The organism is Xanthomonas arboricola pv. populi (assembly GCF_002939945.1).
Lineage (GTDB): Bacteria > Pseudomonadota > Gammaproteobacteria > Xanthomonadales > Xanthomonadaceae > Xanthomonas > Xanthomonas arboricola_A.
Map to the genome: position 1 here is coordinate 53,641 of NZ_MDEB01000008.1, position 25,329 is coordinate 78,969.

General features: G+C 67.3%; 15 protein-coding genes and 1 other RNA gene. 12 read left to right on the plus strand and 4 right to left on the minus strand.

Annotation, left to right across the window (positions count from 1 at the left end):
* The first annotated feature begins 249 nt into the window (after positions 1–249).
* The 5 genes from XaplCFBP3123_RS18330 to XaplCFBP3123_RS18350 all read left to right on the plus strand — a co-directional run bounded on the left by XaplCFBP3123_RS18330 (position 250) and on the right by XaplCFBP3123_RS18350 (position 10,977).
* On the plus strand, positions 250–1,080 hold the full coding sequence (locus tag XaplCFBP3123_RS18330; RefSeq protein ID WP_104535328.1) for a S1 family peptidase: 831 nt from the start codon (positions 250–252) through the stop codon (positions 1,078–1,080).
* 133 nt (positions 1,081–1,213) lie between these two features.
* Positions 1,214–9,871 (plus strand): glycoside hydrolase family 94 protein, encoded by an 8,658-nt coding sequence (locus tag XaplCFBP3123_RS18335; protein WP_104535329.1) that lies wholly within the window; start codon positions 1,214–1,216, stop codon positions 9,869–9,871.
* Positions 9,868–10,089: a hypothetical protein gene (locus XaplCFBP3123_RS18340; RefSeq protein ID WP_104535330.1), complete on the plus strand. Its 222-nt coding sequence runs from the start codon at positions 9,868–9,870 to the stop codon at positions 10,087–10,089. Before XaplCFBP3123_RS18335 ends, XaplCFBP3123_RS18340 begins: the two co-directional genes overlap by 4 nt.
* A 125-nt stretch (positions 10,090–10,214) precedes the next feature.
* On the plus strand, positions 10,215–10,394 hold the full coding sequence (locus tag XaplCFBP3123_RS18345; protein WP_253254252.1) for a LysR family transcriptional regulator: 180 nt from the start codon (positions 10,215–10,217) through the stop codon (positions 10,392–10,394).
* 238 nt (positions 10,395–10,632) lie between these two features.
* Entirely contained in the window at positions 10,633–10,977 is a 345-nt protein-coding gene (locus XaplCFBP3123_RS18350) for a hypothetical protein (RefSeq protein WP_104535331.1), read from the plus strand.
* Positions 10,978–11,190: 213 nt separating this feature from the next.
* Here the strand turns inward: XaplCFBP3123_RS18350 and XaplCFBP3123_RS18355 are convergent, their stop codons facing one another.
* The 3 genes from XaplCFBP3123_RS18355 to XaplCFBP3123_RS18365 form a co-directional block, all read right to left on the minus strand.
* The gene (locus XaplCFBP3123_RS18355) at positions 11,191–12,600 is read right to left on the minus strand and encodes a sensor histidine kinase (protein ID WP_104535332.1); all 1,410 of its coding nucleotides are present in this window, start codon (positions 12,598–12,600) and stop codon (positions 11,191–11,193) included.
* Entirely contained in the window at positions 12,597–13,262 is a 666-nt protein-coding gene (locus XaplCFBP3123_RS18360) for a response regulator (protein WP_104535333.1), read from the minus strand. The genes XaplCFBP3123_RS18355 and XaplCFBP3123_RS18360 overlap by 4 nt, the downstream gene beginning before the upstream one ends.
* 69 nt (positions 13,263–13,331) lie before the next feature.
* Positions 13,332–13,408: non-coding RNA, sX9 sRNA (locus XaplCFBP3123_RS18365), on the minus strand.
* Here XaplCFBP3123_RS18365 and XaplCFBP3123_RS18370 point away from each other — a divergent pair.
* Both XaplCFBP3123_RS18370 and XaplCFBP3123_RS18375 read left to right on the plus strand, forming a co-directional pair.
* The gene (locus XaplCFBP3123_RS18370) at positions 13,400–13,717 is read left to right on the plus strand and encodes a methyltransferase domain-containing protein (RefSeq protein ID WP_146091387.1); all 318 of its coding nucleotides are present in this window, start codon (positions 13,400–13,402) and stop codon (positions 13,715–13,717) included. The genes XaplCFBP3123_RS18365 and XaplCFBP3123_RS18370 overlap by 9 nt on opposite strands.
* 749 nt (positions 13,718–14,466) lie before the next feature.
* Positions 14,467–15,390, plus strand: a complete 924-nt coding sequence (locus tag XaplCFBP3123_RS18375) for an MlaA family lipoprotein (RefSeq protein WP_172453365.1) — start codon at positions 14,467–14,469, stop codon at positions 15,388–15,390.
* Positions 15,391–15,540: 150 nt separating this feature from the next.
* On the opposite strand, the gene XaplCFBP3123_RS18380 is transcribed toward XaplCFBP3123_RS18375, so the two are convergent.
* The gene (locus tag XaplCFBP3123_RS18380) at positions 15,541–16,842 is read right to left on the minus strand and encodes a DNA topoisomerase IB (protein WP_172453372.1); all 1,302 of its coding nucleotides are present in this window, start codon (positions 16,840–16,842) and stop codon (positions 15,541–15,543) included.
* A gap of 57 nt (positions 16,843–16,899) precedes the next feature.
* Here XaplCFBP3123_RS18380 and XaplCFBP3123_RS18385 point away from each other — a divergent pair, with 57 nt between their 5' ends.
* The 5 genes from XaplCFBP3123_RS18385 (at position 16,900) to XaplCFBP3123_RS18400 (ending at position 25,329) form a co-directional block, all read left to right on the plus strand.
* Positions 16,900–17,280: an I78 family peptidase inhibitor gene (locus XaplCFBP3123_RS18385; RefSeq protein ID WP_104535336.1), complete on the plus strand. Its 381-nt coding sequence runs from the start codon at positions 16,900–16,902 to the stop codon at positions 17,278–17,280.
* A gap of 202 nt (positions 17,281–17,482) precedes the next feature.
* Complete coding sequence (gene gltB / locus XaplCFBP3123_RS18390) at positions 17,483–21,955, plus strand: glutamate synthase large subunit (protein ID WP_104535337.1); 4,473 nt, start codon at positions 17,483–17,485, stop codon at positions 21,953–21,955.
* Positions 21,956–22,084: 129 nt separating this feature from the next.
* A complete protein-coding gene (locus tag XaplCFBP3123_RS18395; protein WP_104535338.1) occupies positions 22,085–23,566 on the plus strand; it encodes an FAD-dependent oxidoreductase in 1,482 nt (493 codons plus the stop codon).
* 92 nt (positions 23,567–23,658) lie between these two features.
* The gene (locus XaplCFBP3123_RS21305) at positions 23,659–24,021 is read left to right on the plus strand and encodes a hypothetical protein (protein WP_216361746.1); all 363 of its coding nucleotides are present in this window, start codon (positions 23,659–23,661) and stop codon (positions 24,019–24,021) included.
* 219 nt (positions 24,022–24,240) lie between these two features.
* Positions 24,241–25,329, plus strand: coding sequence for an acyltransferase family protein (locus XaplCFBP3123_RS18400; protein WP_104535339.1), 1,089 nt, complete (start codon positions 24,241–24,243; stop codon positions 25,327–25,329).

Consider the following 25,329-nt stretch of genomic DNA (forward strand, 5'->3'; position numbering starts at 1 on the left):
CTACCGTAAGCGTGACGACAGCTGTAGTCAATAGGTCGGATGGCAGGGGACCAGTACGGATGAAGGACTGGGCGGCGGAGTTAACGACTGCTATCGGCTTCAGGCATCGTTTCCCGGACTTCGTCGCCCCCCAGCTCACTTCGTCAGATCGCGTGCCCTCTCGTGCGCCTGCTCAGCTATCTTGTGGCGGGATCTACAAACGCGTTGCAGATGGGCCCCAGATCAAGACCTACAAGGAAGTGCGGGTACATGAAACGCTGGCTGTTTGTCGCTTTGCTCACCCTTTCGTTCGCGGCGCAGGGCGTTGTCGTCCGTGCCGATGTTGACGACTCAAAATATCGAATCGATCAATCGGCGTTTCCGGCTCTGGCGGACATGCCAGGCGAGGGGCATGGCGTCCTCATCGCGCCAAAGTGGGTCATCACCGCCGCACACGCGGCTCCCATGGAAGGCATGGACGCGGAGGTGGCCATCAACGGGAATGCCTACAAAGTTGCTCGGGTATTCGTCCACCCCGGCTACAAGCGCATGCCCGACGCATTGGGCCAAGAAGCGTTGAAGTCGGGCGACCCGTCAAGAATTCACGCCTTTCTGGCAAGTTCGGATGACATCGCGTTGATCGCGTTGGACGCGCCTGTCGAGCAAGTTGCACCGGTCGCTCTCTATCGAGGCAGCGATGAGGTCACGGAAGTCGCCATGTTTGTAGGAAAGGGGGCGACCGGCAATGGCATTGAAGGGCAGATTCCCAACTCTCCACATCGTGGCGCGCTGAGGCGGGCGTACAACGCCATTACTGGCGCCAACGACCGCTATCTCTGGTATCGATTCGATCCCCCCGCACAAGGCCTGCCACTCGAAGGTGTGTTGGGAAGCGGTGACAGCGGCGGCCCCCTCGTTGTGCAAGGTCGGGGCGCTTGGCGACTCATCGGGCTGGGATCGTGGATCACGGCCGTTCCGGAACACGCGCTAGAGGCTGGCTTCTATGGGCAAATGGTCTACAACGTGCGCATCTCGCGATATGTCACCTGGATCGATGACGTGATGTGCGCGACAGATGGAGCCTCCTGTGCGGGGAACTAGCCAACGCGGCTGCCCTTAGCGCGTGCCAGGAAGAAACCATAGCGACGAAGCCGCCTGCCTTCACATGCGCCACCGGGCCAGCGCGCATGATCACAACCTCTAGCGGCGCATATGCTGCACAGGTCACGTCTCGATGCCGCCACAGCGGAAGGCTTCTGCGTTCTCCCTCTGGTGGCAGTCGATTACGCAGCCAGCAGCCACACTGCACCAGTCTCCGGTCGATCCAGCGCCACAAGGCGCGGCCCTGTTCGGCGACGAACAGATGCAAGCGCTGGGACAGGCCCTGGCGCAGGCACATGTGCTGCATACCGGGCCCACGCGCGAACTGCTGCTGGCGCAACTCAAATCCAACCAACGCTCGCTTGGCAGCACTGCCGCGCGATTGACCGAGATGGCCGCCGACGGGGTGCAATTGCACCCGGCCGGCGAATGGTTGCTGGACAATTATTATCTGGTCGAAGAACAGATGCGCCTGGCGCGTCAGCATCTTCCGCCCGGTTACAGCCGGCAATTGCCACGCTTGCGCACGCCCACCTCGGTGGGCCTGCCGCGCGTCTATGAGCTGGGCCTGCAGGTGGTGGCGCATGGCGACGGGCGCGTGGATGTCGTCACGCTGAGCCGTTTCATCGCCGCCTACCAACAGGTGGCACCGCTCAAGCTCGGCGAGTTGTGGGCGATTCCGATCATGTTGCGGCTGGCGCTGATCGACAACCTGCGCCGCATTGCCGACGACATCATGCACGATGGACGCGACAGCAGCCTGGCAGCGCATTGGGCGGCATTGCTCAACGACACTGCCGCCACCCAGCCCAAGGATGTGGTGGTGGTGGTGGCCGACCTGGCGCGCTCGCAGCCGCCGGCGACCGGTGCATTCGTGGCCGAGCTGACGCGCGGCATCCAGGGCCGTGGGCCGGTGTTGTCGATGGCCAGCGCCTGGGTGGAGCAATGGCTGGCAAGCCAGGGCCACAGTGTGGAAGCGCTGGTGCACGCCGAAAGCCAGCGCCAGGCAGCCGAGCAGGTCTCGATCAGCAACAGCATCGGTAGCCTGCGGTTCCTGGATGAAATGGATTGGCGCGACTTCGTCGAGGCCATGAGCGTGGTCGAGCAGCGCTTGCGCAAGGATCCGGCCGACGTCTACGCACGCATGGATTTCCACACCCGCGATAGCTACCGGCATGTGGTGGAACAGCTGGCGCAGCGCCTGGAGCGCGACGAGCCGGCCGTGGCCGAGGCGGTACTGCAGTTGGCGGCGCACGCCGATGCCGCGACGCCGGTAGCCAGCCACGTGGGCTATTACCTGGTGGATGCGGGATTGCCGCGGCTGCGTGCCGCGCTGCGCGACCCAGCCGCGTCAGGTCTGCCGACACCACCTCGCCCACGCGCGCGTCGCGTTGCGCTGCCGGTCTACCTGTTGCCGATCGCCGCGATCGCATTGCTGTGGACCGGCGTGCTGCTGCAGGGCGTGAGCGCAGTGCCGCCAACGCTGTGGTGGATCACCGCCGGCATCGCACTGCTGGCCGCCAGCGAGCTGGGCATTGCGCTGGTCAACTGGGTGGCAACGCTGTGGGTGCGCCCACGGCCGTTGCCGCGCATGGATCTGCGTGCCGGCATCACGCCCGATTGCCGCACGCTGGTGGTGATGCCGAGCATGCTGGCCAGTCACGAGGCCATCGACGAGCTGGTCGGTGCGCTGGAGGTGCATTACCTGGCCAACCGCGACGCACAGCTGTACTTCGCGCTGCTCACCGATTTCCTCGATGCCGGGCAGGCAGTGCTGCCTGCGGACATGGCGCTGGTGGCGCATGCGGCGCAGCACATCGACCGGCTCAACGCGGCCTATGCCGATGCGCACGGCGATCGTTTCTTCCTGCTGCACCGCGCACGCCAGTGGAACGCTGGCGAGGGCTGCTGGATGGGTGCAGAGCGCAAGCGCGGCAAGCTCGAAGCACTCAACCGCCTGCTCTGCGCCGACGACGTGCGGCAGCAGGCAGCCAGTGAATTCCTGCAGGTGCATGGCGATGTGGCCGCGCTGGTGCAGGTGCGCTATGTGATCACGCTCGACAGCGACACCCACCTGCCACGGGATGCGGCACGCGCACTGGTCGGGGCGATGTCGCATCCGTTGAATGTGCCACGCATGGATGCATCCGGGCAGATCGTCGAGGCCGGTTACGGCATTCTGCAGCCCGGCCTGGGCACCGGCATGAGCGAGGGCGGCGAATCGCGGTTTGCACGCATGTTCGGCATCGAGCCGGGCATCGACCCGTACACCCGCGTGGTGTCGGACGTGTATCAGGATCTGTTCGGCGAAGGCTCCTTCATCGGCAAGGGCATCTATGCGGTGGCCACCTTCGAGCAGGTGCTGGCCGGCCGCTTCCCCGACAATCGCGTGCTCAGCCATGACCTGCTGGAAGGCTGTTATGTGCGTGCCGGGTTGCTCAGCGACGTGCGGTTGTACGAACGGCATCCGCAACGCTATGCCACCGATGCCAAGCGGCGCGCACGCTGGGTGCGTGGCGACTGGCAGTTGTTGCCATGGCTGTTGCCGTGGGTGCCCGACCGTGGCGGCCGACGCGCGCGCAATCCGCTGTCGTGGTTGTCGCGCGGCAAGTTGCTGGACAACCTGCGCCGCAGCCTGGTGGCACCGGCCGCCTTGGGTTTGTTGTTGATCGGCTGGCTGTGCTCGCCCACCCCCGTGCGCTGGACGCTATGGCTGCTGGTGCTGTGGCTGCTGCCGGGGTTGTGTTCGGCACTGTATGCGCTGGCGCATCCGCCCGAGGGCCTGGGACTGCGCCATCACGCGCGCCAGGTCGGGATGGGGCTGCGTCAGCACCTGCTGCGCACCGGCGTGGTGCTGGCCTGCCTGCCATTCGAAGCGGGGCTGCAGCTGTCGGCGATCGCCCGCACGCTGGTGCGAATGGCGATCACCCGGCGCCACCTGTTGCAGTGGGCGCCGTCCAGCGAGGTGGAGCGCAGCGCGCGCAGCGGCAATGCCGAGCAACAGCTGATGGCCGGCGCCGCCTGCAGTGCGGCCTTGGCGATCGCTGCGGTGGCGTGGTGGTCGCCGTTGGCGTTGTGGGCGGCATTGCCGCTGGGGCTGGCGTGGATGGGCGCGCCCTGGCTGATGGCCTGGCTGGGCGGGCAGCCCGCCGCGCCGGTGGCACAGTTGTCGCAGGAGCAGCGCGCCTTCCTCGGTGGATTGTCGCGGCGGACCTGGGCGTTCTTCGAGAGCCATTGCACTGCGCAGCACCACTGGTTGCCGCCGGACAACGTGCAGGAGTATCCGGTCACGGTGGTGGCCAACCGTACCTCGCCAACCAATATCGGCCTGGGCCTGCTGGCCAATCTGGCCGCCTACGATCTGGGCTACCTGACGGTGGCCGGCGTGATGACCCGCGTGGCCGCTACCTTGACCACGCTGGAAGCGCTGCCGCGTTATCGCGGCCATTTCTACAACTGGTACGACACCGAAACGCTGGTACCGTTGTTGCCGCGCTACGTCTCCACCGTGGACAGCGGCAACCTGGTCGGGCATCTGTTGACGCTGCGGCAAGGGCTGCTGGCGCTGGTGGATGCACCGGCGGTGTCGATGGCGGTGTTCGATGGACTGGCCGATACCCTGGGCGTGCTGGCATCACACACGCAGACACGCAGCGACGCCGCCGCCGATGCGCTGGACGCAATGTCGCAAAGCCTGCGGAGCGTCCGCAGCCAGCCCGCGCCGAGCCTGCACCAGGCCGACCAGGCGCTGCGCCTGCTGCTGGCGCAGAGCCACACGCTCCTGGCACTGCTGCCGGGCAGCGACGACGACGAGCCGTGGCCGCAACGCTTGATCGACAGCTGCGCGGCGGCCCTGGCCGAGGTCGGCCATTGCGCAACCATGCCTGCCGGTACCGATGCGCAGGCGACGCAAACGCTTGGCGACACCGTCGCCACGCTGCGGCAACTCGCCGCCAGCGACCACACACCCGGCGTGCAGACCTGGGCGGCCGCACGCGTGCAGGAGCTGCAACGGCTTGCGCATATCGCCGGGCAACTGGCGCAGATGGACTACGACTTCCTCTACAGCCCCGCCCAGCAATTGCTCTCGATCGGCTATAACGTCGACGACCATCGCCTGGACAGCGGGCATTACGATCTGCTCGCCTCCGAGGCACGCTTAGGCATCTTCGTGGCCATCGCCCAGGGCAAGCTGCCGCAGGACAGCTGGTTCGCACTCGGGCGCACGCTGACCGACACCGGCGCCGAACCGACGCTGCTGTCGTGGAGCGGCTCGATGTTCGAGTATCTGATGCCCGATCTGGTGATGCCCAGCTACCCGCAGACGCTGCTGAGCCGCTCGATGCGCGGTGCAGTGCAGGCGCAGATCCGCTACGGCACCGCACGCGCGGTGCCGTGGGGGGTGTCCGAATCGGGCTACAACACGGTCGATACGCGACGCAATTATCAGTACCGCGCCTTCGGCGTGCCCGGCCTGGGGCTCAAGCGCGGCCTGGGCCAGGATCTGGTGATCGCCCCGTACGCCAGCGCAATGGCATTGATGGTCGAACCGGATGCGGCCTGCCGCAACCTGCAGCAGCTGCAGGCGCTGGGATTCGGCGGGCGCTTCGGCTTGTACGAGGCGATCGACTACACCCCGTCGCGGGTGCCGCGTGGCGAACAGCACGCGCTGGTGCGCTCGTTCATGTCGCATCACCAGGGCATGGCGCTGCTGGCGCTGGACCACGTGCTGCGCGATGCGCCGATGCAGCGGCGCTTTGTCGCCGACCCGCAGTTCCAGGCCACGCTGTTGCTGCTGCAGGAGCGCGCGCCGCGTGCCGGCGTGTACGTCAAAGGCCTGGCCGACGCGGCGCAACGCCCGGTGGCCGCCGAGGCGGGCATGGCCTTGCGCATCCATCGCGACCCCAACCTGGCCCAGCCGGCGCTGCAATTGCTGTCCAACGGGCGTTACCACGGCATGCTGACCTCGGCCGGCGGTGGCTACAGCCGCGCGCGCGACATGGCGGTGACCCGCTGGCGCGAAGACGGCACCCGCGACCACTGGGGCACGTTCTGCTACCTGCGCGATGTGGACAGCGGCGCGGTGTGGTCGGCCGCGCATCAGCCCACCTGCGTACCGGTGGAGCGCTACGAGGCGATCTTTTCCGAGGCCAAGGCCGAGTTCAAGGGCAGCCACCAGCGCTACGACAGCCACCTGGAAATCGCCATTTCCGCCGAGGACGATGTGGAACTGCGCCGGCTGCGCATCCGCAACCGCTCGCGGCAGACGCGCGTGATCGAAATCACCACCTACGCCGAAGTGGTGCTTGCACCGGCGCAGGCCGACGAGGCGCATCCGGCCTTCAGCAACCTGTTCGTGCAGACCGAGATCCTGGCCGACAAACAGGCGCTGCTGTGCACGCGGCGCCCGCGCGGGCATGACGAGGCGCAGCCGTGGATGCTGCATCTGGTGGCCGTGCACGATGCCGACGTGGCGTCGATCTCCTACGAGACCGACCGCGCCGCGTTTGTCGGGCGCGGGCGCAGCACCCGCAATCCGCTGGCCCTGCGCGATCAGGCCAGCCTGTCCGGCGCGGCCGGCTCGGTGCTGGACCCGATCGTGGCGATCCGCTGCCGTATTTCGCTGGCACCGGATCAACAGGCGCAGGTGGACATGGTCTACGGCGTCGGCACCCAGCGCGCGGCCTGCACCGCGTTGATCGACAAGTACCGCGACCGCCGTCTGGCCGACCGCGTGTTCGACCTGGCGCTGACCCAGAGCCAGGTCACCCGCCGGCAGATCAACGCCTCGCTGGAAGACGCGATGCTCTACGAGCGGCTGGCCGCACGCGTGCTGTTCGTCGACCCGCAATTGCGCGCCGACAACGAGGTGCTGCTGCACAATCATCGCGGCCAGTCGGCGTTGTGGAGTCACGCCATCTCCGGCGATCTGCCGATCGTGCTGTTGCGCATCACCGACCCGGACAATCTGGAGCTGGTGCGCCAGCTGGTGCAGGCGCACGCGTACTGGCGCCTGAAAGGCCTGCGCGCGGATCTGGTGATCTGGAACGAGAGCCAGTCCGGCTATCGGCAATCGCTGCAGGACGCCATCCTGGGCCTGATCGCCGCCGACCCCGAGGCCAATGTGCTCGACCGCCCCGGCGGCATCTTCGTACGCGCCATCGAACACATCTCGCAGGAAGACCGCGTGCTGCTGCAGACCGTGGCGCGCGCGATCCTCAGCGATGCCAACGGCAGCCTGGACGCGCAGCTGCAACGCCACCCCGGCGCACGTGCGCTGCCGCCGGTGCTGGAACCCATCCAGCAACTGGACAGCGCCGAGTATCTGAGCAGCACGCACGCCGCCTACCTGGACACCACCCTGCAGGCCGCAGCCGAAGAAGCGGTGGAGTTCGACAACGGCCTGGGCGCGTTCGCTGCAGACGGCCGCGAATACCGCATCACCCTGGACCAGGGCACGGCCACGCCGGCGCCCTGGTGCAACGTGATGGCCAATGCGCACTTCGGCACGGTGGTCAGCGACAGCAGCCCCGGTTACAGCTGGGCCGAGAACGCGCACGAATTCCGGCTCACGCCGTGGCACAACGACCCGGTCGGCGATGCCTCCAGCGAGGCGTTCTACCTGCGCGACGAAGACACCGGCCAGGTCTGGTCGCCGATGGCGCTGCCGTGTCGCGGCAACGCGCGCTACACGGTGCGCCACGGGTTCGGTTACAGCGTCTACAGCCATATCGAACACGGCATCGGCAGCGAGCTGTGGGTGTTCGTCGATGTGGAGCGGCCGATCAAGTTCAGCCATCTGCGGCTGAAGAATCTGTCCGGGCGTCCGCGCCGGCTCAGTGTGACCGGCTATGTGGAGTGGGTGCTGGGTGACATCCGCACACGCTCGCAGCTGCATGTCGTCAGCGAGGTGGACCTGGGCAGCAGCGTGCTGACCGCGCGCAACCCGTACAACACCGAGTTCGACGGGCGGGTGGCGTTCTTCGATGCCGATGCGCCCAGCCGCAGCATCACCGCAGACCGCAGCGAATTCATCGGGCGCAACGGCAGCCTGGCTGCGCCCGCCGCGCTCGGCCGGCAACGCCTGTCCGGGCGCGTGGGTGCCGGCCTGGACCCGTGCGCGGCGATCCAGATTCCGGTGACGCTGGCGGCCGAACAGAGCTTTGAAACGGTGTTCCGCCTGGGCGCGGCGGTGGATCGCGACACCGCGCTGGCACTGGCACGCCAGAGCCGCGGGGTCGCCGCCGCGCAGGCCGCCTTGCTGACGGTGCGCGCGCACTGGCAGCAGGTGCTGGGCAGCGTGCAGGTGCGCACGCCCGACCCGGCGGTGGACCTGCTGGCCAACGGCTGGCTGCTTTATCAGACCATCGCCTGCCGGTTCCTGGCACGCAGCGGCTACTACCAGTCCGGTGGCGCCTATGGGTTCCGCGACCAGCTGCAGGACAGCATGGCGATGGTGCACGCGCAGCCGGCGCTGGCCCGCGCGCATCTGCTGCGCTGCGCTGCGCATCAGTTCGCGCAGGGCGATGTGCAGCATTGGTGGCATCCGCCGCAGGACCGCGGCGTACGCACGCAGTGCTCGGACGATTTTCTGTGGTTGCCGCAGGCGCTGTGCCGCTATCTGGACGTCACTGCAGATGCCAGCGTGCTGGACGAGCGGGTGAGCTTCATCGACGGGCGCGCCCTCAAGCCCGACGAGGAATCGTATTACGACCTGCCGCAGATCACCGGCAACATGCAGTCGCTGTACGCGCACTGCGTGCTCGCCCTGCAGCGCGGCATGGCACGGCTGGGCGAACGCGGCCTGCCGCTGATCGGCAGCGGCGACTGGAACGACGGCATGAACCGGGTCGGCAAGGACGGCAAGGGCGAGAGCGTGTGGGTGGGCTTTTTCCTCTACGACGCCTTGCTGCGCTTTTCCGCCGTGGCCGCACAACGCGACGATGCGGCCTTCGCGGCGACCTGCCATATGCATGCGCAGGCCTTGCGCACCGCGCTGGAACAGCATGCCTGGGATGGGCGGTGGTACCGGCGGGCCTGGTTCGACGACGGCACGCCGCTGGGTTCGAGCGATTCGGACGAATGCCGCATCGACTCGCTGTCGCAGAGCTGGGCGGTGCTGTCCGGCGCGATGGATCCGGCACGCAGTGCACAGGCGATGGACGCGATGCACCAGCAGCTGGTGGATGCCGACGCCGGCATCGTCAAGCTGCTGGTGCCCCCGTTCGATCGCACCGGGCACGACCCCGGCTATATCCGCGGTTACGTCCCCGGCGTGCGCGAGAACGGTGGCCAGTACACGCATGCGGCGGTGTGGGCGACGATGGCCTTTGCCCACCGCGGCGACAGTGCGCGCGCCTGGCAACTGGCCGGCCTGATCAACCCGATCCACCACGCCCGCGACACGGCGGGCATGCAGCGCTACAAGGCCGAACCCTATGTGCTGGCCGCCGATGTCTACGCGGTGGCGCCGCACGCCGGCCGCGGCGGCTGGAGCTGGTATACCGGCGCGGCCGGCTGGATGTACCGGCTGCTGACCGAATCGCTGCTCGGCCTGCAGCGCCACGGCGAGCGCATGCACATCGTGCCGTGCATCCCGGCCGGCTGGCCGGGCTACCAGCTACGCTATCGCTTCGGCAGCAGCACCTATGTCATCGACGTCACCCAACGCCCGGGCATCGAGGCGCGGCTGGAGATCGACGGCGTGACACAGGCCGAGCTGGCTTTCACTCTGGTCGACGACGGCGCGGTCCACGCTGTGGCACTGGACTGGCCGGCAGACGCGACATGAGCACACGCAGACACACCCACACCAGCCACCAACTCGCCGACCTGGGCAAGATGCTGTCGGTCTGGCCGCAGCGGGTGCGCGACCCCAGCCAGTTCTGGCAGCAGTTCGATGCCTTGGCCAAAGGCATCCTGGATGAGGCCGCAGCAGCCGATCTGCAGCGGGTGCAGCGCCGCCTGCGGCAACTGCTGCACCGTCACGGACTGACGCGTACGCGGTAAGCACGCCGGCAATCTCCACGGCACTGTCTGCGTTGCCACAGCTGCGCACTGATAGTGCTCGGCCTTTGCACGCGCCAAGGCCGCCGGTGATCGATCTCAGTGACATTGCGCTGTAGGTGCAGCTGGTGCGCAGCGTCAGTTTTGCCGAGGCCGCGCCGACCGGGCACCGCGCCCCAACAGCGTCATCCGGCGTGATGCAGCAGCTGCAAGCGCAACTGGACACGCGCCTGATGCAGCGCTCCACCCGCAAGCGCACCGTGACCGATGCAGGGCAGGCCTTTCACGAGCGCTGCGCCGATGCGTGAACGGCTCACCGTGGCCGGGCAAAGCCTGGCGGCGGAAGGTTGGTAGGGGAGTCGTCCATGAATCAAAGTAATCGCAAGCTGCTGGACCATCTCGGTCACGCGAGAAGGCTAGCCCTGCGCCCGGGCAGCGGCAGGGCATGGCGCGCCTGGTATCGCGGCGCGGGCAGCCGGCAGTCTTCATGCCACGCCAACAACGCTTTCTTCACGCTTGCGCCATTCTTCCGCTGGAGACCCCCCGATGATCCGCACCCTCGCCCCGCTCGCTGCCGTGTTGTTGCTCTCGGCCTGTGCCTCCAACCAGGTCGCGCAGGTGCAGCCTATCGACGGGGTCATCTCCGGCCAGTGCCATATCGACAAGGTGCGCGGCGCGGTCGGCCTGGCCGCGGCGGCGCAGACCATCGAACGTGCGCGCGTGGACAGCGACAGCCTGCAGGTCAGCGTGCGCCGCGGCGAACGCGCCACCGGCGGCACCACCGCCAGCGGCCTGGCCGACCCGGCCCAGGGCGCAAGCGAAAACGGTGGCGATCACCTCACCGTCGAGACCGGCCCGAACAACAACATCACCGCGATCTACTGCGGCTGAGGGGGTGCTGTTGGCACCGGCGCATCCGCGTCGCCGTACGTAACACGGCGACGCGCAGCGGGCACGTGCGGTATGGCCAGCAATCGGCAGCGCCTGCGCCACACCTTTGGCGATCTGGGTCTCGTCCAAGCCCTTGGTGCGGGCGATTGCCGCCTGACGCATCGTTCAGCCCATGCAGCACACCGCCACGCGTGCGCATCCAGCGCGTTGACCTCAGAGCCCGCGTGTATCGCCGGCGATTCCCGGAAACACGATGCGCACGCTGAAACCCCGCCCACTCAGGCCAGGCCCGGTTTCGATGCTTGCCTGGTGCAGGTCCACGATGCCGGCGACCAGTGACAGTCCGATGCCACTGCCGCGCACCGGCGTGCCGGCTACGCGGTGGAAGCGGACGAAAATGGCATCGCGCTCGGACTCGGGCACGCCCGGGCCGTCGTCGGCAACCTGCAGATACACCCTCGGTTGATCCTGACGGGTGTGCGCACTGTGGCTTGTGCACTCGGCCACGTAGCCGCAACTGATCAGGATATTGCCGCCCTCGGCGGTGTAACGCAGCGCGTTGTCGACCAGATTGCGCAGCAGGATGCCGATCTCGTCCACGTTGCAGGCGATGACGCAGCGGTGGATATCCAGATACAGCGCGCGCGCATTCTGGCTGGCGTGCACCTCGAATTCCTGCGCGACGTGATGCACCAGCACGCTGAGTTCGGTGATGGCATGCGTCGGCGCGGTGCTGCCTGCGTTGAGGCGTGCCAGATCCAGCAGTTGCTCGGACAGCCGGGTGCTGCGTTTTGCCACGCGCAGCAACTTCGACAACGCGCGGTTCTTGCTATCCACGTCCTCGGCCGCCAGCGCGATCTCGGCCTGTGCCTGCAGGGCCGACAGCGGCGTGCGCAGCTCGTGCGCGGCGTCGCCGATGAAACGGCGTTCGCCGTCGATGGCCGCATCCAGCCGCTCCAGCATATGGTTGAACGAAGCCACCAACACGTGGATTTCGCGCGGCAGTTTCGACAGCGGCAACGGGGTGAGATCGAACTGCTTGCGGTGCCGCAAGGCGATTCCCAGCGCTCTGACGGGCTGCAACGACCGCCGCACCACAAACCACATCACCACCCCCGCCACGATCACCAACAGGCTGGCCAATGCCAGCGCATGCCAGGCGGCGTGCCGCATGTCCGCATCGACCACGCTCTGTGGGTTGCCGACCTGCACGCTGACCCGCCCGCTCTTGTCGGTGATGGCGTACACGCGCCATTGCACGCCGTTGACGATGGTGCTGGCCGCACCATCGGTGAAGGACGGTTGCAGCGCCGAATCCGGCGCGCCCGGGGTCCGCGCCACCATCCTGGAGCGGTCGATCCAGACTTGAAACACCAGCTCTTCGCGCTCGCTGGTGAAGGTGTCCGGCAATTGCAGGCCTGGGCCGGCCCTGCGCTCGAACTTGCTCCTGGCCGGAATGGTGATCAGCATCTGCGTGGCGATGGCCTCGAGCTTTTCATCCCAGGTGCTCTGCAGGTTGAGCTGCAGCCAACTGAGCACGATGGCGATGACCACCACCCAGCACACCGCGATCACGCTGACGATCACCATGAACAACTGCGCGGTGATCGACCGAGGTCTCATGCGCTCGGCTGCCCCACCACATAGCCCAGGCCGTGCACGGTTCTGATCAGGTCCTCGCCGAGCTTGCGGCGCAGTTGATGGATGAACACCGCAATGGTGTTGCTTTCCAGCTCGCTGGAGGGTCCGTAGACCAGATCCTGCAGGCGATCGCGCGTGAGCACGTGGCCGGGCCGCTCGATCAGCGCCAGCAGCGTGCGGTACTCGTGCGCGCTCAGCACCACATCCACGCCGCCCCTGCTCACCGCGCGGCGGCTGCGGTCGACCTTGACCTCGCCGAAGGTGAAGACCGGCACCACACTACCCTGGCTGCGCCGGATCACCGAGCGCACCCGCGCCCACAACTCGTCGAACTGGAACGGCTTGACCAGATAGTCGTCGGCGCCCGCGTCCAGGCCGACGATGCGCTCGCTCAGCTGGCCGCGTGCGGTGAGTATCAGCACCGGCGTGGCATCGCAGCGCGCACGCATGCCGCGCAACACCGACAGCCCGGATTCGCCGGGGAGCCCCAGATCCAGCAGCACCGCCGCATACGAATGCGCGCCCAGCACCCCGTTGGCGGCACCGGCATCGACGACATGGTCCACCTCCCAGCCACCCTGCTGCGCACCATCGCAGATGGTTTCGGCCAGCATGACATCGTCTTCGACAAGGAGCAGCTTCATTCGGTGCCAATCGGTAGGCCAACGTGGGTGCACAGCATCGCGGAGCGGGTTTAATTCTGCATTAAGAGCGGCTACCAACACGTGGCGAGCGGCGGTCAGGCGAGTGCGGGCGGCGCGCTCAGAACCGGAGTGTACGAGTGGTCCATGCCGATTCCGGGCACCGTACCGGCCGCGTTCTCGAACTCGGGCCGGGCACCGGCGTGTTCACCCAGGCGACGATCGACAAGGGCGTGCAGGAAAAGAAGCTCATCCTGCTCGACTACAACGCCAGCTTTTCCGCGTTGCTCAAGCAGCGCTTTCCGCATGCAAGACTGCTGCAGATGGATGTTGCCGATCGCGAAGCGGTACCCCGCATCGATGGAGGGTGCGTCGATGCCGTGGTCTGCGGCCTGGGCTTGTTGAAATCGAAACGTTCCGCCTGCGACGACCTATCGCATCCAATGTCGCACCTATGACGGTAGAACACGATGGAGACCAACGCGCCGCTCGCGCTTGTCGTGAGCTGCGGCCTTCCGGGCGTGCCGGCCATCTCCTGCATCCAGATATGAACGCCTGGCGCAGTCGTATCGACGCAACGATTGCGGGGTCACCCTGGCCGGCCGGGCGGTTCCGGTCGCACGCGTCCATCTGGCATTGCCGGCAGGCGTCATCCAGGTACGGTTCTGGACGTTGCTGCTGGCGTCATCGCTGGGCATTGCAGGCTGCAACCGGGTGTTGGCAAACCCTGCGCGACGCCGGTTCGTGAACCTATCCCTACCGGGCAGGGCAAATCAAAAAACTCTTAAAACCTCGCTGGCGCGTCATCCATAGCATCGCCTTCAGCAACCAACCGCCACCGCACAACCGCCTCGCCACACCGCCTGCCGGGCGATGTCGCGGAAGCGCCCGTACTACTCCAGCCATTCCCTGTTCCATGTCATTGGACCGCACCATGCCTACCCACCGTTCCCTCATACCGCCACGGCAACCGGTTCCCGCCGGCAATCGCCGGGTGTGGCACGACTTGCCGGATCTGCAACAGCATCATTTCCAGCGTCGGCGGCTGAACCAGCTGCGCTGGATGGCGAGCATTGCCTGCGCGGGAGTGACGGCGTTGTGGTGCGGCCCACTGCTGTGGTCGTGGCTGCGCCACGTCACTGCATAGCGCAACGCGCATACGTGGTTGCCCCACCCCATGCCTCACCCAACTTTGAAGGATCCCACGATGACGACTCCCCGTTACCTTGTTGCGGCTGCCACCGTGCTATTGCTATCGGCTTGCGCGAGCGGACCTGCCACCACACATGCATCGGCACCTGGCGTGATCGGTCCGCCGATCGGATCGACGCTGGTCGCGCCGCCACTGCCGCAAGCCACGCTTGATCCACCCGAGCAACAGCAGGGCGCCGGCGATGCTCCGGCGCAGGGAGACGCTGGCAGCACCCAGCCGGCACTATCGCAGGCCGCGCACGCCACAGCGACGCCGCCGCCGTCGGTAGACGCCAGCTCACGCGCGGAGCAGGACGCGCAGGCGCTCTATGGCACCACACCGGTGCGCGATCCGTGGGAGGCCTATAACCGCAAGATCCACGGCTTCAACCGCGGTGCCGACAAGGTGCTGTTCCGCCCCGTTGCGGTGGCTTACGACAAGATCGCCCCCAGGCCGGTCAAGACCGGTGTCAGGAACATGTTCGCCAACTTCGGCCAGCCGGGCACGGCGGTCAGCCAACTCCTGCAGGGTCGCCCGGTCAAGGCGACGCAGTCGCTGGGACGCTTCGTGGTCAACAGCACCATTGGCGTGGCCGGGCTGTTCGATCCGGCCACCCGCTTCGGCATGCCCAGATACAACGAGGATGTGGGGCAGGTCTTTGCCACCTGGGGCTGGCGCAACTCGCGCTACCTGGTGATGCCGATCCTGGGGCCGGGCAGCGTGCGCGACACCTTTGGCCGCTTCGGCGACCAGCAGCTGACACCGATCAGCTACCTGGACAATGCACGGCTCGTCAATTCGCTGATGGGCCTGCAGCTGGCAGATGGACGCGCGCGGATGTTGCCGATGGATGCGGCACGCCGCGATGCCGTGGACGACTACACGTTCATGCGCGACGCCTGGGCACAACGGCGCCAGAAGCAGCTCGCAGACGATTGATCGCTACCGGCACCTCGCGTGAACGACCGCGCAACACGCGCGGTCGGTGATCCGACACTGCAATCAGAGGCTGCGAGCCGACGTTTGCGTGGCGCACGCAGGCTGCAACTGCCGATCACCCCGCCCTGGAGATCGCCGCCGATTACGGCCTCACGCAGGCCTGGCGCGGCGCAGGCTCGGCCCGGCCGCCTTGCGCGGTTTGCTGCTCGACTTGCGTGGCTTGCTGCGCGAGTCGGTCAGAAAGCGTAGCGTCGCCGCTTCCCATTGGCGCTCGCCGCGCACGCCGGTGGCCATGGCCTGCAATTGACCGGCGCGCCAACCTTCGAACACGCATGGGTCGATGTAGGCCTTGCGACACACCGAGGGCGTGTTGCCCAGCGCATCGGCCACTTCGCGGATGACATCGTTCTGCACCTGGGTCAGCGCGCGTTCGCTCATGCGCTCGGGCAGCGGCAACCGCGCCAGCCGCTGCAGCGCGGCCAGCGTGCCGCCCCAGGTGCGGAAGTCCTTGGCGGTGAAATCCTCGCCCATCGCCTCGCGCAGATAGTCGTTGACCTCGCCCGAATCCACCGGCTGCAACTGGCCATCGTCGTCGCGGTACTGGAACAGCGATTGTCCCGGCAATTGCTGGCATTCCCGGATCAGTTTGACCAGTTGCTTGTCGTCCACCTCGATATCGTGATCCTGGCCGCTCTTGCCGCGGAACTTCAGCCGCGCACGTCCGCCGCGCAGGAATTCCATATGCCGGTTGCGCAACGTGGTCAGCCCATAGGAACGATTGCTGCGCGCATATTCGGCGTTGCCCACGCGCACCAGGGTATCGGCCAGCAACGCCACCACGATCGCCAGCACCTTCTCGCGCGGAAATCCCGGCAAGACCAGATCGCGGCGCAGCCGGCGGCGCAACTTGGGCAGCGCCTGGCCGAAGGCGATCACCCGTTCGAACTTGCCTTCGCCGCGCACCTGCGCCCAATCGGCGTGGTAGCGGTACTGCTTGCGCCTGCGCGCATCGCGGCCGGTGGCCTGCAGATGGCCATTGGGTTTGGCGCAGATCCACACCTCGGTATACGCCGGCGGAATCGCCAGGGCGCGGATGCGCTGCAAGGTGTCGGCATCGGCCACGCGTTGCCCGTCCGCACTGCGGTAACTGAAGCTCTTGCCGGCCTTGCGGCGGCTGATGCCGGGCTGCTGATCGTTGACGTAGGTGAGCCCGGCCGCACGCGCGGTGGCCTTGGCCTGTGCGACCACGGCCACACTCGCCACCGCGGCCGTGGCGGCCACCGCGCCGGCGGCTACGGTGGCCAGCTTGCCTGCGGCGCCGGCACTGGCTGCGGCATTGCGGAGAACACGTTTGGCTTTCATTGCGCACGGATCGAAGGACAGGCGCCGATTGTTGAGCCGGGCAGGACTAGGCCGCGTCAACGCTGCGACAACGCTACGTGGGCAAGCGATGCCGCGAGCGGGTTTTCTGCTTATGCTTGGATGTCCCCTACTGTGCTGGAGTTATCGATGCGCGCTGTCCTGCCTACCGCCCGTCTGGCCTGTACCCTGGTCGCGCTGGCGGCATTGAGTGCCTGCGGTTCACCGCAACCGGACGAGCAGGAAGCCGTCTCCGCCAAGGCGCAGCAAGCCGCCGAACAAGCCGCCGCACCGGCACCGGCCGCCGCGCCCGAAGCGCCGCCGATCGGCAGCTGCGATGCCACCCAGGTGCAGTCGCTGGTGGGCCAGGCGCTGACCGATGCGGTGAGCGACCAGGCCCGCAACGATGCCGGCGCCAAATCGGTGCGCGTGCTCAAACCCGGCCAGATGACGACGATGGAGTTCAACGGCGAACGGCTCAATCTGGAAGTGGATGCCAAGAACGTGATCGCCTCGGTGCGCTGCGGCTGAGCACAGGTCGGCGCCTGTTGGCGAACGGGCGCCGAGCCAGCTGGCACAAGGCCTTGCGGCCGCCCTCGTTGCAGCTGTAACGGTGTATTGCGGCACCGCATCAACTGTGGTCTAGTCGATCATCCGGTGACCTCTTCGAAACGCTCCACGGATCGAGCGCTGCAACGTCGTCGCCGCTCTCCCAGATCGCAAAGAGGCAGACATGGCCCCCCGCACTCGCCAAGGGCTCAACGACTACGGTCTCTACAACAGCGCGCGCGATGAGCGCGACGCCTGTGGTTTTGGCATGGTCGCCCAGTTGGACGACCAACCTTCCCGCTCGCTGGTGGACACCGCGATTGCGGCGCTCTCGCGCATGACCCACCGCGGCGGCGTGGCGGCCGACGGGCTCACCGGCGACGGCTGCGGTCTGCTGATCCGCAAACCCGATGCGTTCCTGCGCGGGCTGGCGCGCGATGCCGGCATCACCCTGGGCACGCGCTACGCGGCCGGTGTGGTGTTCCTGCCGCTGGACGAAGCCGATGCGGCACGCTGTCGCACCGAACTGGAAGCCCAGTTGCACAGCGCCGGCGTGCAGTTCCGCGGCTGGCGCGTGGTGCCCACCGACGACAGCGTCTGCGGCCAGCTGGCGCGCGACACCTTGCCGCGCATCGAACAGGTCTTCGTCGATGCCGGCGCCGAGCAGAGCGAGGACGGCTTCACCCTGGCGCTGTTCCTGGCGCGCCGCCGCGCCGAGCAGGCGCTGCGCGAGGTGGAAAACTTCTACGTCACCACGCTCTCGCCCAACGGCATCAGCTACAAGGGCATGGTGCTGCCGGACAAGCTGAGCACGTTCTACCCGGACCTGCAGCGCAGCGATCTGTCCTCCAGCGCGATTGTCTTTCACCAGCGTTTTTCCACCAACACGCTGCCGCGCTGGCCGCTGGCGCATCCGTTCCGCCTGCTCGCCCACAATGGCGAGATCAACACCATCGAAGGCAACCGCCGCTGGGCGCAGGCGCGCAGCAAGGTGTGGCAGACCCCGCGCTTCGACATCGCGCAGTTGGACCCGGTGATCTCCATGCACGGCTCGGACTCGCAGAGCCTGGACAACATGCTGGAGCTGCTGATCGCCGGTGGCATGGACCTGCTGCAGGCGCTGCGCATCCTGGTGCCGCCGGCGACCCAGTCGCTGGAGTTCAAGGACGCCGACCTGGCCGCGTTCTACGAGTTCTACGGCCTCAACACCGAGCCGTGGGACGGCCCGGCCGGCATCGTCGCCTGCGACGGCCGCTATGCCGCGTGCATGCTCGATCGCAACGGGCTGCGTCCGGCGCGCTGGATGCTGACCTCCGACCGCCATTTCCTGGTGGCGTCGGAAGCCGGCGTGTGGGAACTGCCGGCCGAGCGCATCACCCGCAAGGGCAAGCTCGGCCCCGGCGAGATGATGGCGATCGATCTCAAGCGCGGCGACCTGCTGGACTCGGACGCCATCGACCGCATCAACCGTGCGCGCGCCCCGTACAAGCAATGGCTGCAGCAGGGCGTGACCTATCTGCAGACCGAGTTGATCGACCCCTCGCTGGTGGAAGAACCCTTCAGCGAGCAGACCCTGCGCAGCTACCACAAGCTGTTCCAGCTCAGCACCGAGGAAGTGGAGCAGATCTTGCGCCCGCTGGCCGAGACCGAGCAGGAAGCCACCGGCTCGATGGGCGACGACACCCCGATGGCGGTGCTCAGCCGCCAGACCCGGCCGCTGTACGACTACTTCCGCCAGGCCTTCGCGCAGGTCACCAACCCGCCGATCGACCCGCTGCGCGAAGGCATCGCGATGTCGCTCACCACCCAGCTCGGCAAGGAGACCAACATCTTCCACGCCGGCGCGGAGACGGTGAACCACGTCATCCTCAACTCGCCGGTGCTCAGCCAGCGCAAGCTGCGCCAGCTGCTGAAGATGGAGCAGTACGTCGAGCGCAACCGCCTGATCGACCTGTCCTACAGCGTGGAGGAAGGCCTCAAGGCCGGCCTGGAACGCATCTGCCAGGAAGTGGAAGTGGCCGCGCGCGACGGGGCCGTCATGCTGTTGCTGTCGGACCGTTACCCGGTCCCGGACCGGCCGATGGCGCATGCGCTGCTGGCCACCGGCGCGGTGCATCACCACCTGTGCAAGGTGGGCCTGCGCTGCGACGTCAACCTGATCATCGAGACCGGCACCGCGCGCGATGCGCACCACATGGCCTGCCTGCTCGGCTTCGGCGCCACCGCGGTGTATCCGTACCTGGCCTACCAGACGCTGTTCGATCTGGGCCGGCGCGGCATCCTGCAGCTGAGCAAGGGCGGCGAGCAGTCGCAGATCGGCCGCCGCTACCGCAAGGGCATCTACAAGGGCCTGTCCAAGATCATCTCCAAGATGGGCATCTGCACCATCGCCAGTTATCGCGGCGCGCAGTTGTTCGAGATCGTCGGGCTGGACCCGGACGTGGTGGAGCAGTGCTTTGCGCAGACGCCCGCACGCATCGGCGGCGTGGGCCTGGCGCGGCTGGACACCGAGGCGCGCGAGCTCACCGCACGCGCCTGGAACGACCAGCTCAAGCCGGAAGTGGGCGGCCTGCTCAAGTACGTGCACGGCGGCGAGTACCACATGTACAACCCGGACGTGGTCATGACGCTGCAGCGCGCCACCCGCACCGGCGATGCCGGCGACTGGCAGAAGTACGTCGACGCGGTGCATTCGCGCCCGGCTTCCACGCTGCGCGATCTGGTCCAGCTCAAGCGCGCCGACACCCCGACCCCGCTGGACGAGGTCGCCCCCGCGGCCGATGTGCTGCGCCGCTTCGACACCGCCGCGATCAGCCTGGGCGCGTTGTCGCCCGAGGCGCACGAGGCGCTGGCCATTGCGATGAACCGCCTGGGCGGGCGCAGCAATTCCGGCGAAGGCGGCGAAGACCCGGCCCGCTACGGCACCGAGAAGCGCTCCAAGATCAAGCAGGTGGCCTCGGGCCGGTTCGGCGTGACCCCGGAATACCTGGTCAATGCCGAGGTGTTGCAGATCAAGGTCGCCCAGGGCGCCAAGCCCGGCGAAGGCGGGCAGCTGCCCGGCCACAAGGTCAACGAACTGATCGCGCGGCTGCGCTACGCCAAGCCCGGCATCGGCCTGATCAGCCCGCCGCCGCACCACGACATCTACTCGATCGAGGATCTGGCCCAGCTGATCTACGACCTCAAGCAGGTCAATCCGACCGCGCTGGTGTCGGTGAAGCTGGTCGCGCACGCCGGCGTCGGCACCATTGCCGCCGGCGTGGTCAAGGCCGGTGCCGACCTGATCACCGTGTCCGGCCACGACGGCGGCACCGGGGCCAGCCCGGTCAGCTCGATCCGCTATGCCGGCGTGCCGTGGGAACTGGGCGTGGCCGAGTCGCACCAGGCGCTGGTGGCCAACGACCTGCGCGCGCGCACCATCCTGCAGACCGACGGCGGCCTGAAGACCGGCCTGGACGTGGTCAAGGCCGCGTTGCTGGGCGCCGACAGCTTCGGCTTCGGCACCGCGCCGATGATCGTGCTGGGCTGCAAGTACCTGCGCATCTGCCACCTCAACAACTGCGCCACCGGCGTGGCCACCCAGGACGAGCGCTTGCGTGCGAACTACTTCACCGGCCTGCCGGAACGGGTGGAGCACTTCTTCCGCCTGCTGGCCGAAGAAGTGCGCCAGTGGCTGTCCTACCTGGGCGTGCGCTCGCTGGACGACATCGTCGGCCGCACCGATCTGCTCGAACAGCTGGAGGTCTCGCCGCGTGCCGGGGTCAAGGTCGATCTCTCGCGCCTGCTCAACCATGCGCGCTACGACGGCAGCCACTGCGCCGCCCAGCGCCTGTACGAATCGCCCGACAGCCTGGCAACGCAGATGGACGGCCTGCTGGCCGATGCGATCGCCAACAAGACCGGCGGCGACCATCGCTTCCTGATCCACAACACCGACCGCTCGATCGGCGCGCGCCTGTCCGGCGCCATCGCGCGCGTGCACGGCAACCACGGCATGAGCGATGCGCCGTTGAACCTGCGCTTCCGCGGCACCGCCGGGCAGAGCTTCGGCGCGTTCAACGCCGGTGGCCTGCAGCTGGAACTGGAGGGCGAGGCCAACGACTACGTCGGCAAGGGCATGGCCGGCGGCCGGCTGGTGGTACGCCCGCCGCGCGGGGCGCGCTTCGAGGCGCGCAGCACGCCGATCGTGGGCAACACCTGCCTGTACGGCGCCACCGGCGGCGAGCTGTTCGCGGCCGGGCGCGCGGGCGAGCGCTTTGCGGTGCGCAATTCCGGCGCGCTGGCGGTGGTGGAAGGCGCAGGCGACCACTGCTGCGAATACATGACCGACGGCGTGGTGCTGGTGCTGGGCAAGGTCGGCCTGAACTTCGGCGCCGGCTTCACCGGCGGGCTGGCCTACGTGCTGGATATCGAACGCGACTTCGTGGACCGCTACAACCACGAGCTGATCGATATCCACCGCGTCTCGGCCGAGGGCTTCGAGAACCATCGCCAGCACCTGCACACCCTGATCAGCCGACACCGCGAGCTGACCGGCAGCATCTGGGCGCAGCAGATCCTGGACGAGTTCCGCGATTACATCGGCAAGTTCTGGCTGGTCAAACCCAAGGCCGCCAGCATCGAGTCGCTGACCGAGTCGCTCAGGCGCGCCGCCTAGTCGTGCTCCCCTCTCCCGCTCGCGGGAGAGGGGGCGGGGGTGAGGGCGCTCGCCCGGCTACCCCTCACCCGCCCCTTCGGGGCACCTTCTCCCGCAAGCGGGAGAAGGGAATCAGCCACGGATTTCCCTATGAGCCGCAAGCAAGCCTTCCAATTCCTCGACCTGCCCCGGACCATGCCCACGCGCATTCCGGTGGAGCTGCGTACGTCCGGTGACTGGGGCGAGCTGTACGGCAAGTTCGACAAGGCCGACGCGCAGTACCAGTCCGGCCGTTGCCTGGACTGCGGCAATCCGTACTGCAGCTGGAAATGCCCGGTGCACAACGCGATCCCGCAATGGCTGCAGCTGGTGCAGGAAAACCGCATCGAAGAAGCCGCTGCGTTGTGCCATTCCACCAATCCGCTGCCGGAAGTGTGCGGGCGGGTGTGTCCGCAGGATCGCCTGTGCGAAGGCAGCTGCACGCTGGAGGAATTCGGCGCGGTCACCATCGGCGCGGTGGAAAAATACATCGTCGATACCGCATTCAAGATGGGCTGGCGCCCGGACCTGGGCAACGTGCAGCCGAGCGGCTGGCGGGTAGCGGTGATCGGCGCCGGCCCGGCCGGCCTGTCCTGCGCGGACCGCCTGGTGCGTGCCGGGATCGAGACGGTGGTCTACGACCGCTACGAGCAGATCGGCGGCCTGCTGCAGTTCGGCATTCCCAGCTTCAAGCTGGACAAGTCGGTGATCGGCAAGCGCCGCGAGATCCTCGAAGGCATGGGCGTGCAGTTCCGCCTGGGCGTGGAAGTGGGCCGCGACGTCAGCATCGAGCAGTTGCTGGGCGAGTTCGATGCGGTGTTCCTGGGCACCGGCGCCTACCGCTACACCGATGGCGGGCTGCCCGGGCAGGATCTGAAGAACGTGCTGCCGGCGCTGCCGTTCCTGGTGCAGAACAGCCGCATCGTCAGCGGCAACGACCCGCACGGCCGGCCGATCGCCGGCTGGGAAGACCAGATGGCGCTGCCCGATCTCAACGGCAAGCGCGTGGTGGTGCTGGGCGGCGGCGACACCGGTATGGACTGCGTGCGCAGCGCGATCCGCCTGGGTGCGGCCAAGGTCACCTGCGCGTACCGCCGCGACGAAGCCAGCATGCCGGGCTCGGCACGCGAGGTCGCCAACGCGCGCGAGGAAGGCGTGCGCTTTTTGTTCAACCGTCAGCCGCTGTCGATCGAATCCGGCGCCGACGACGAGGCGATCGGCGTGACCGTGGTGGAAACCCGGCTCGGCGAACCCGATGCCAGCGGACGTCGCAACGCGGTACCGGTGGAAGGCAGCGAATCGCTGCTGGAAGCGGACGTGGTGATCATCGCATTCGGCTTCTCGCCGACCCTGCCCGACTGGTTGGCATCGCAAGGCGTGGAAGCCGCCAGCAACGGCCGCATCGTCGCACCGTCCGACGACAACGGCCGCCTGCCCTACCAGACCAGCCACCCGCGCTTGTTCGCCGGTGGCGACTGCGTGCGCGGCGCCGACTTGGTGGTCACCGCCGTGGCCGAAGGCCGCGATGCGGCCGGCAGCATCGTACAGCTGCTGGGTGTCAAGGCGCAGGTCAAGGCGCCGGCCGCCGCCTGAGTGTTGACCAGCGCGTGGGCTCGGCGCCCATCGCTGGTTGTCGCGTTACCTGCGGGCAAGCCGCGCGCGACAAGACCGCATGACGCTGCGCGATGCAGCGCATCCACAGCGCGGAAAACGCTCGCATGCGCGACGAAACCATCGCCTCCGCCTGGCGCAAGACCAGGCGCGACACCTGCCTGCCCGCGCAGGCCAAACGCCTCCAGGCGCAACGCCAACTTCGCTTCCGCAAGGTCGTGTCTTATCCGACCCGCAACGCGCGACGAATAAGCGAGGTTCTTCCACCATCGGCATCGCGTCGAACGCGCGCCGGGCCGGAGCGCAGTGGCGGCAGACACAAGCGTCCATCCGCCATGCAGGCTCCACACACAGGCATGTATCAGGCAGCCGTCGGCCCCCACGCAGGCCTGCATCGATCTGCAGCCTCGACAATTGCACCGGTCATAAAAATGTGATTTAAGTCACATATCTACTGTCGCCATGTAACGCGAGCCCGGCCAATCACCACCGACGCGCGGGACGTTCTGCGCCGAACTGGATGTCCTGGGCAGTGACGGCAGTCGGTCCCCATCCCAGGTGCGGGCAGCACTGCCGCCGTGGGCTCCAGACCTCGTTCACGTGTCGCCGCGCCACGCGGCGGCGAAGCCGTGGGCCTCCACCAAGGAATCAACCTCATGACGCAGCAACCCGCTACCAGCAAGCACGAACGCGACGACTGGGTGGACTGGCTCCGCGGCGCCAGCGTGTTGATGGTGATCGTGCTGCACGCCTATGGCTTCGCCTTCGATGCCTACCCGGAACTGCGCGGCGGTGCGGCTGAAGAAAGCAGCGCACTGATGCTGTCGATCGAGCGCCTCAACCGCTCGCTGGCGCCGCTGCGCATGCAGCTGATGTTCCTGCTCTCGGGCCTGTTCGTGACGCGTGGGCTGGACAAGGGCATCGCGCCTTACCTCAACGGCAAGCTGCGGCATGTGCTGTATCCCTATCTGCTCTGGTCGGTGCTGATCTTCGCCCTGCGCGAGGCAGGCTCGGTGCTGGCCAAGTCCGAACCCATCGCCTGGCTGGATCTGGGCAAGATCGCGGTCGGCAACGTGGCGCTGACCTGGTTCCTGTTCTACCTGTTCGTGTTTCTGGTGCTGGTGCCCTTGCTGCGTCGGCTGCCGGCGCCGTTGGTCCTGGCCGCGACCGTGCTGGGCTCGGTCTGCCTGGGTCCGCTGCTGCGTCAGGGCGCAGACCCGTTCTATTACTTCGCGTTCTTCTACATCGGCACGTTGCTGGCCGGCCGGGTGCCGGCCCTGCTACGGCAGGCACCGCGCTGGATCTGGCCGCTGTCGTGCCTGAGCCTGTGCGCCATCGTGCTGATCGCCAATCTCACCGCGCTGCACGGCATCTGGATCGGCTATCTGCCGCTGATACTGATCGCGCTGCCACTGCTGATCGCCTTGGCGATGTGGGCGAACCGGCAGCCGGCCGCGCAGGCGATCCGCTATGTGGGCCGCAACTCGATAGTGTTCTACCTGAGCCACTTTCCGCCCTTCATCGTGCTGGCCTACCTGCTGCCGCGCTGGATCGACGCGGGGACGGTGCTGTTCTTCGCCTTGTTGGGCATCGGCGTACTGGCGCCGGCCGTGCTGTGCCTGCTGCGCGTACCGGGCCGCCTGCCCGCGCTGAACCTGCTGTTCTCCGCACCGCTGCCGGTCCGTCGCCCACGCAGCACGTTGCCCGCCGTCGGCAAACTGCACGTCTCGCCGGTGTCCGCATAG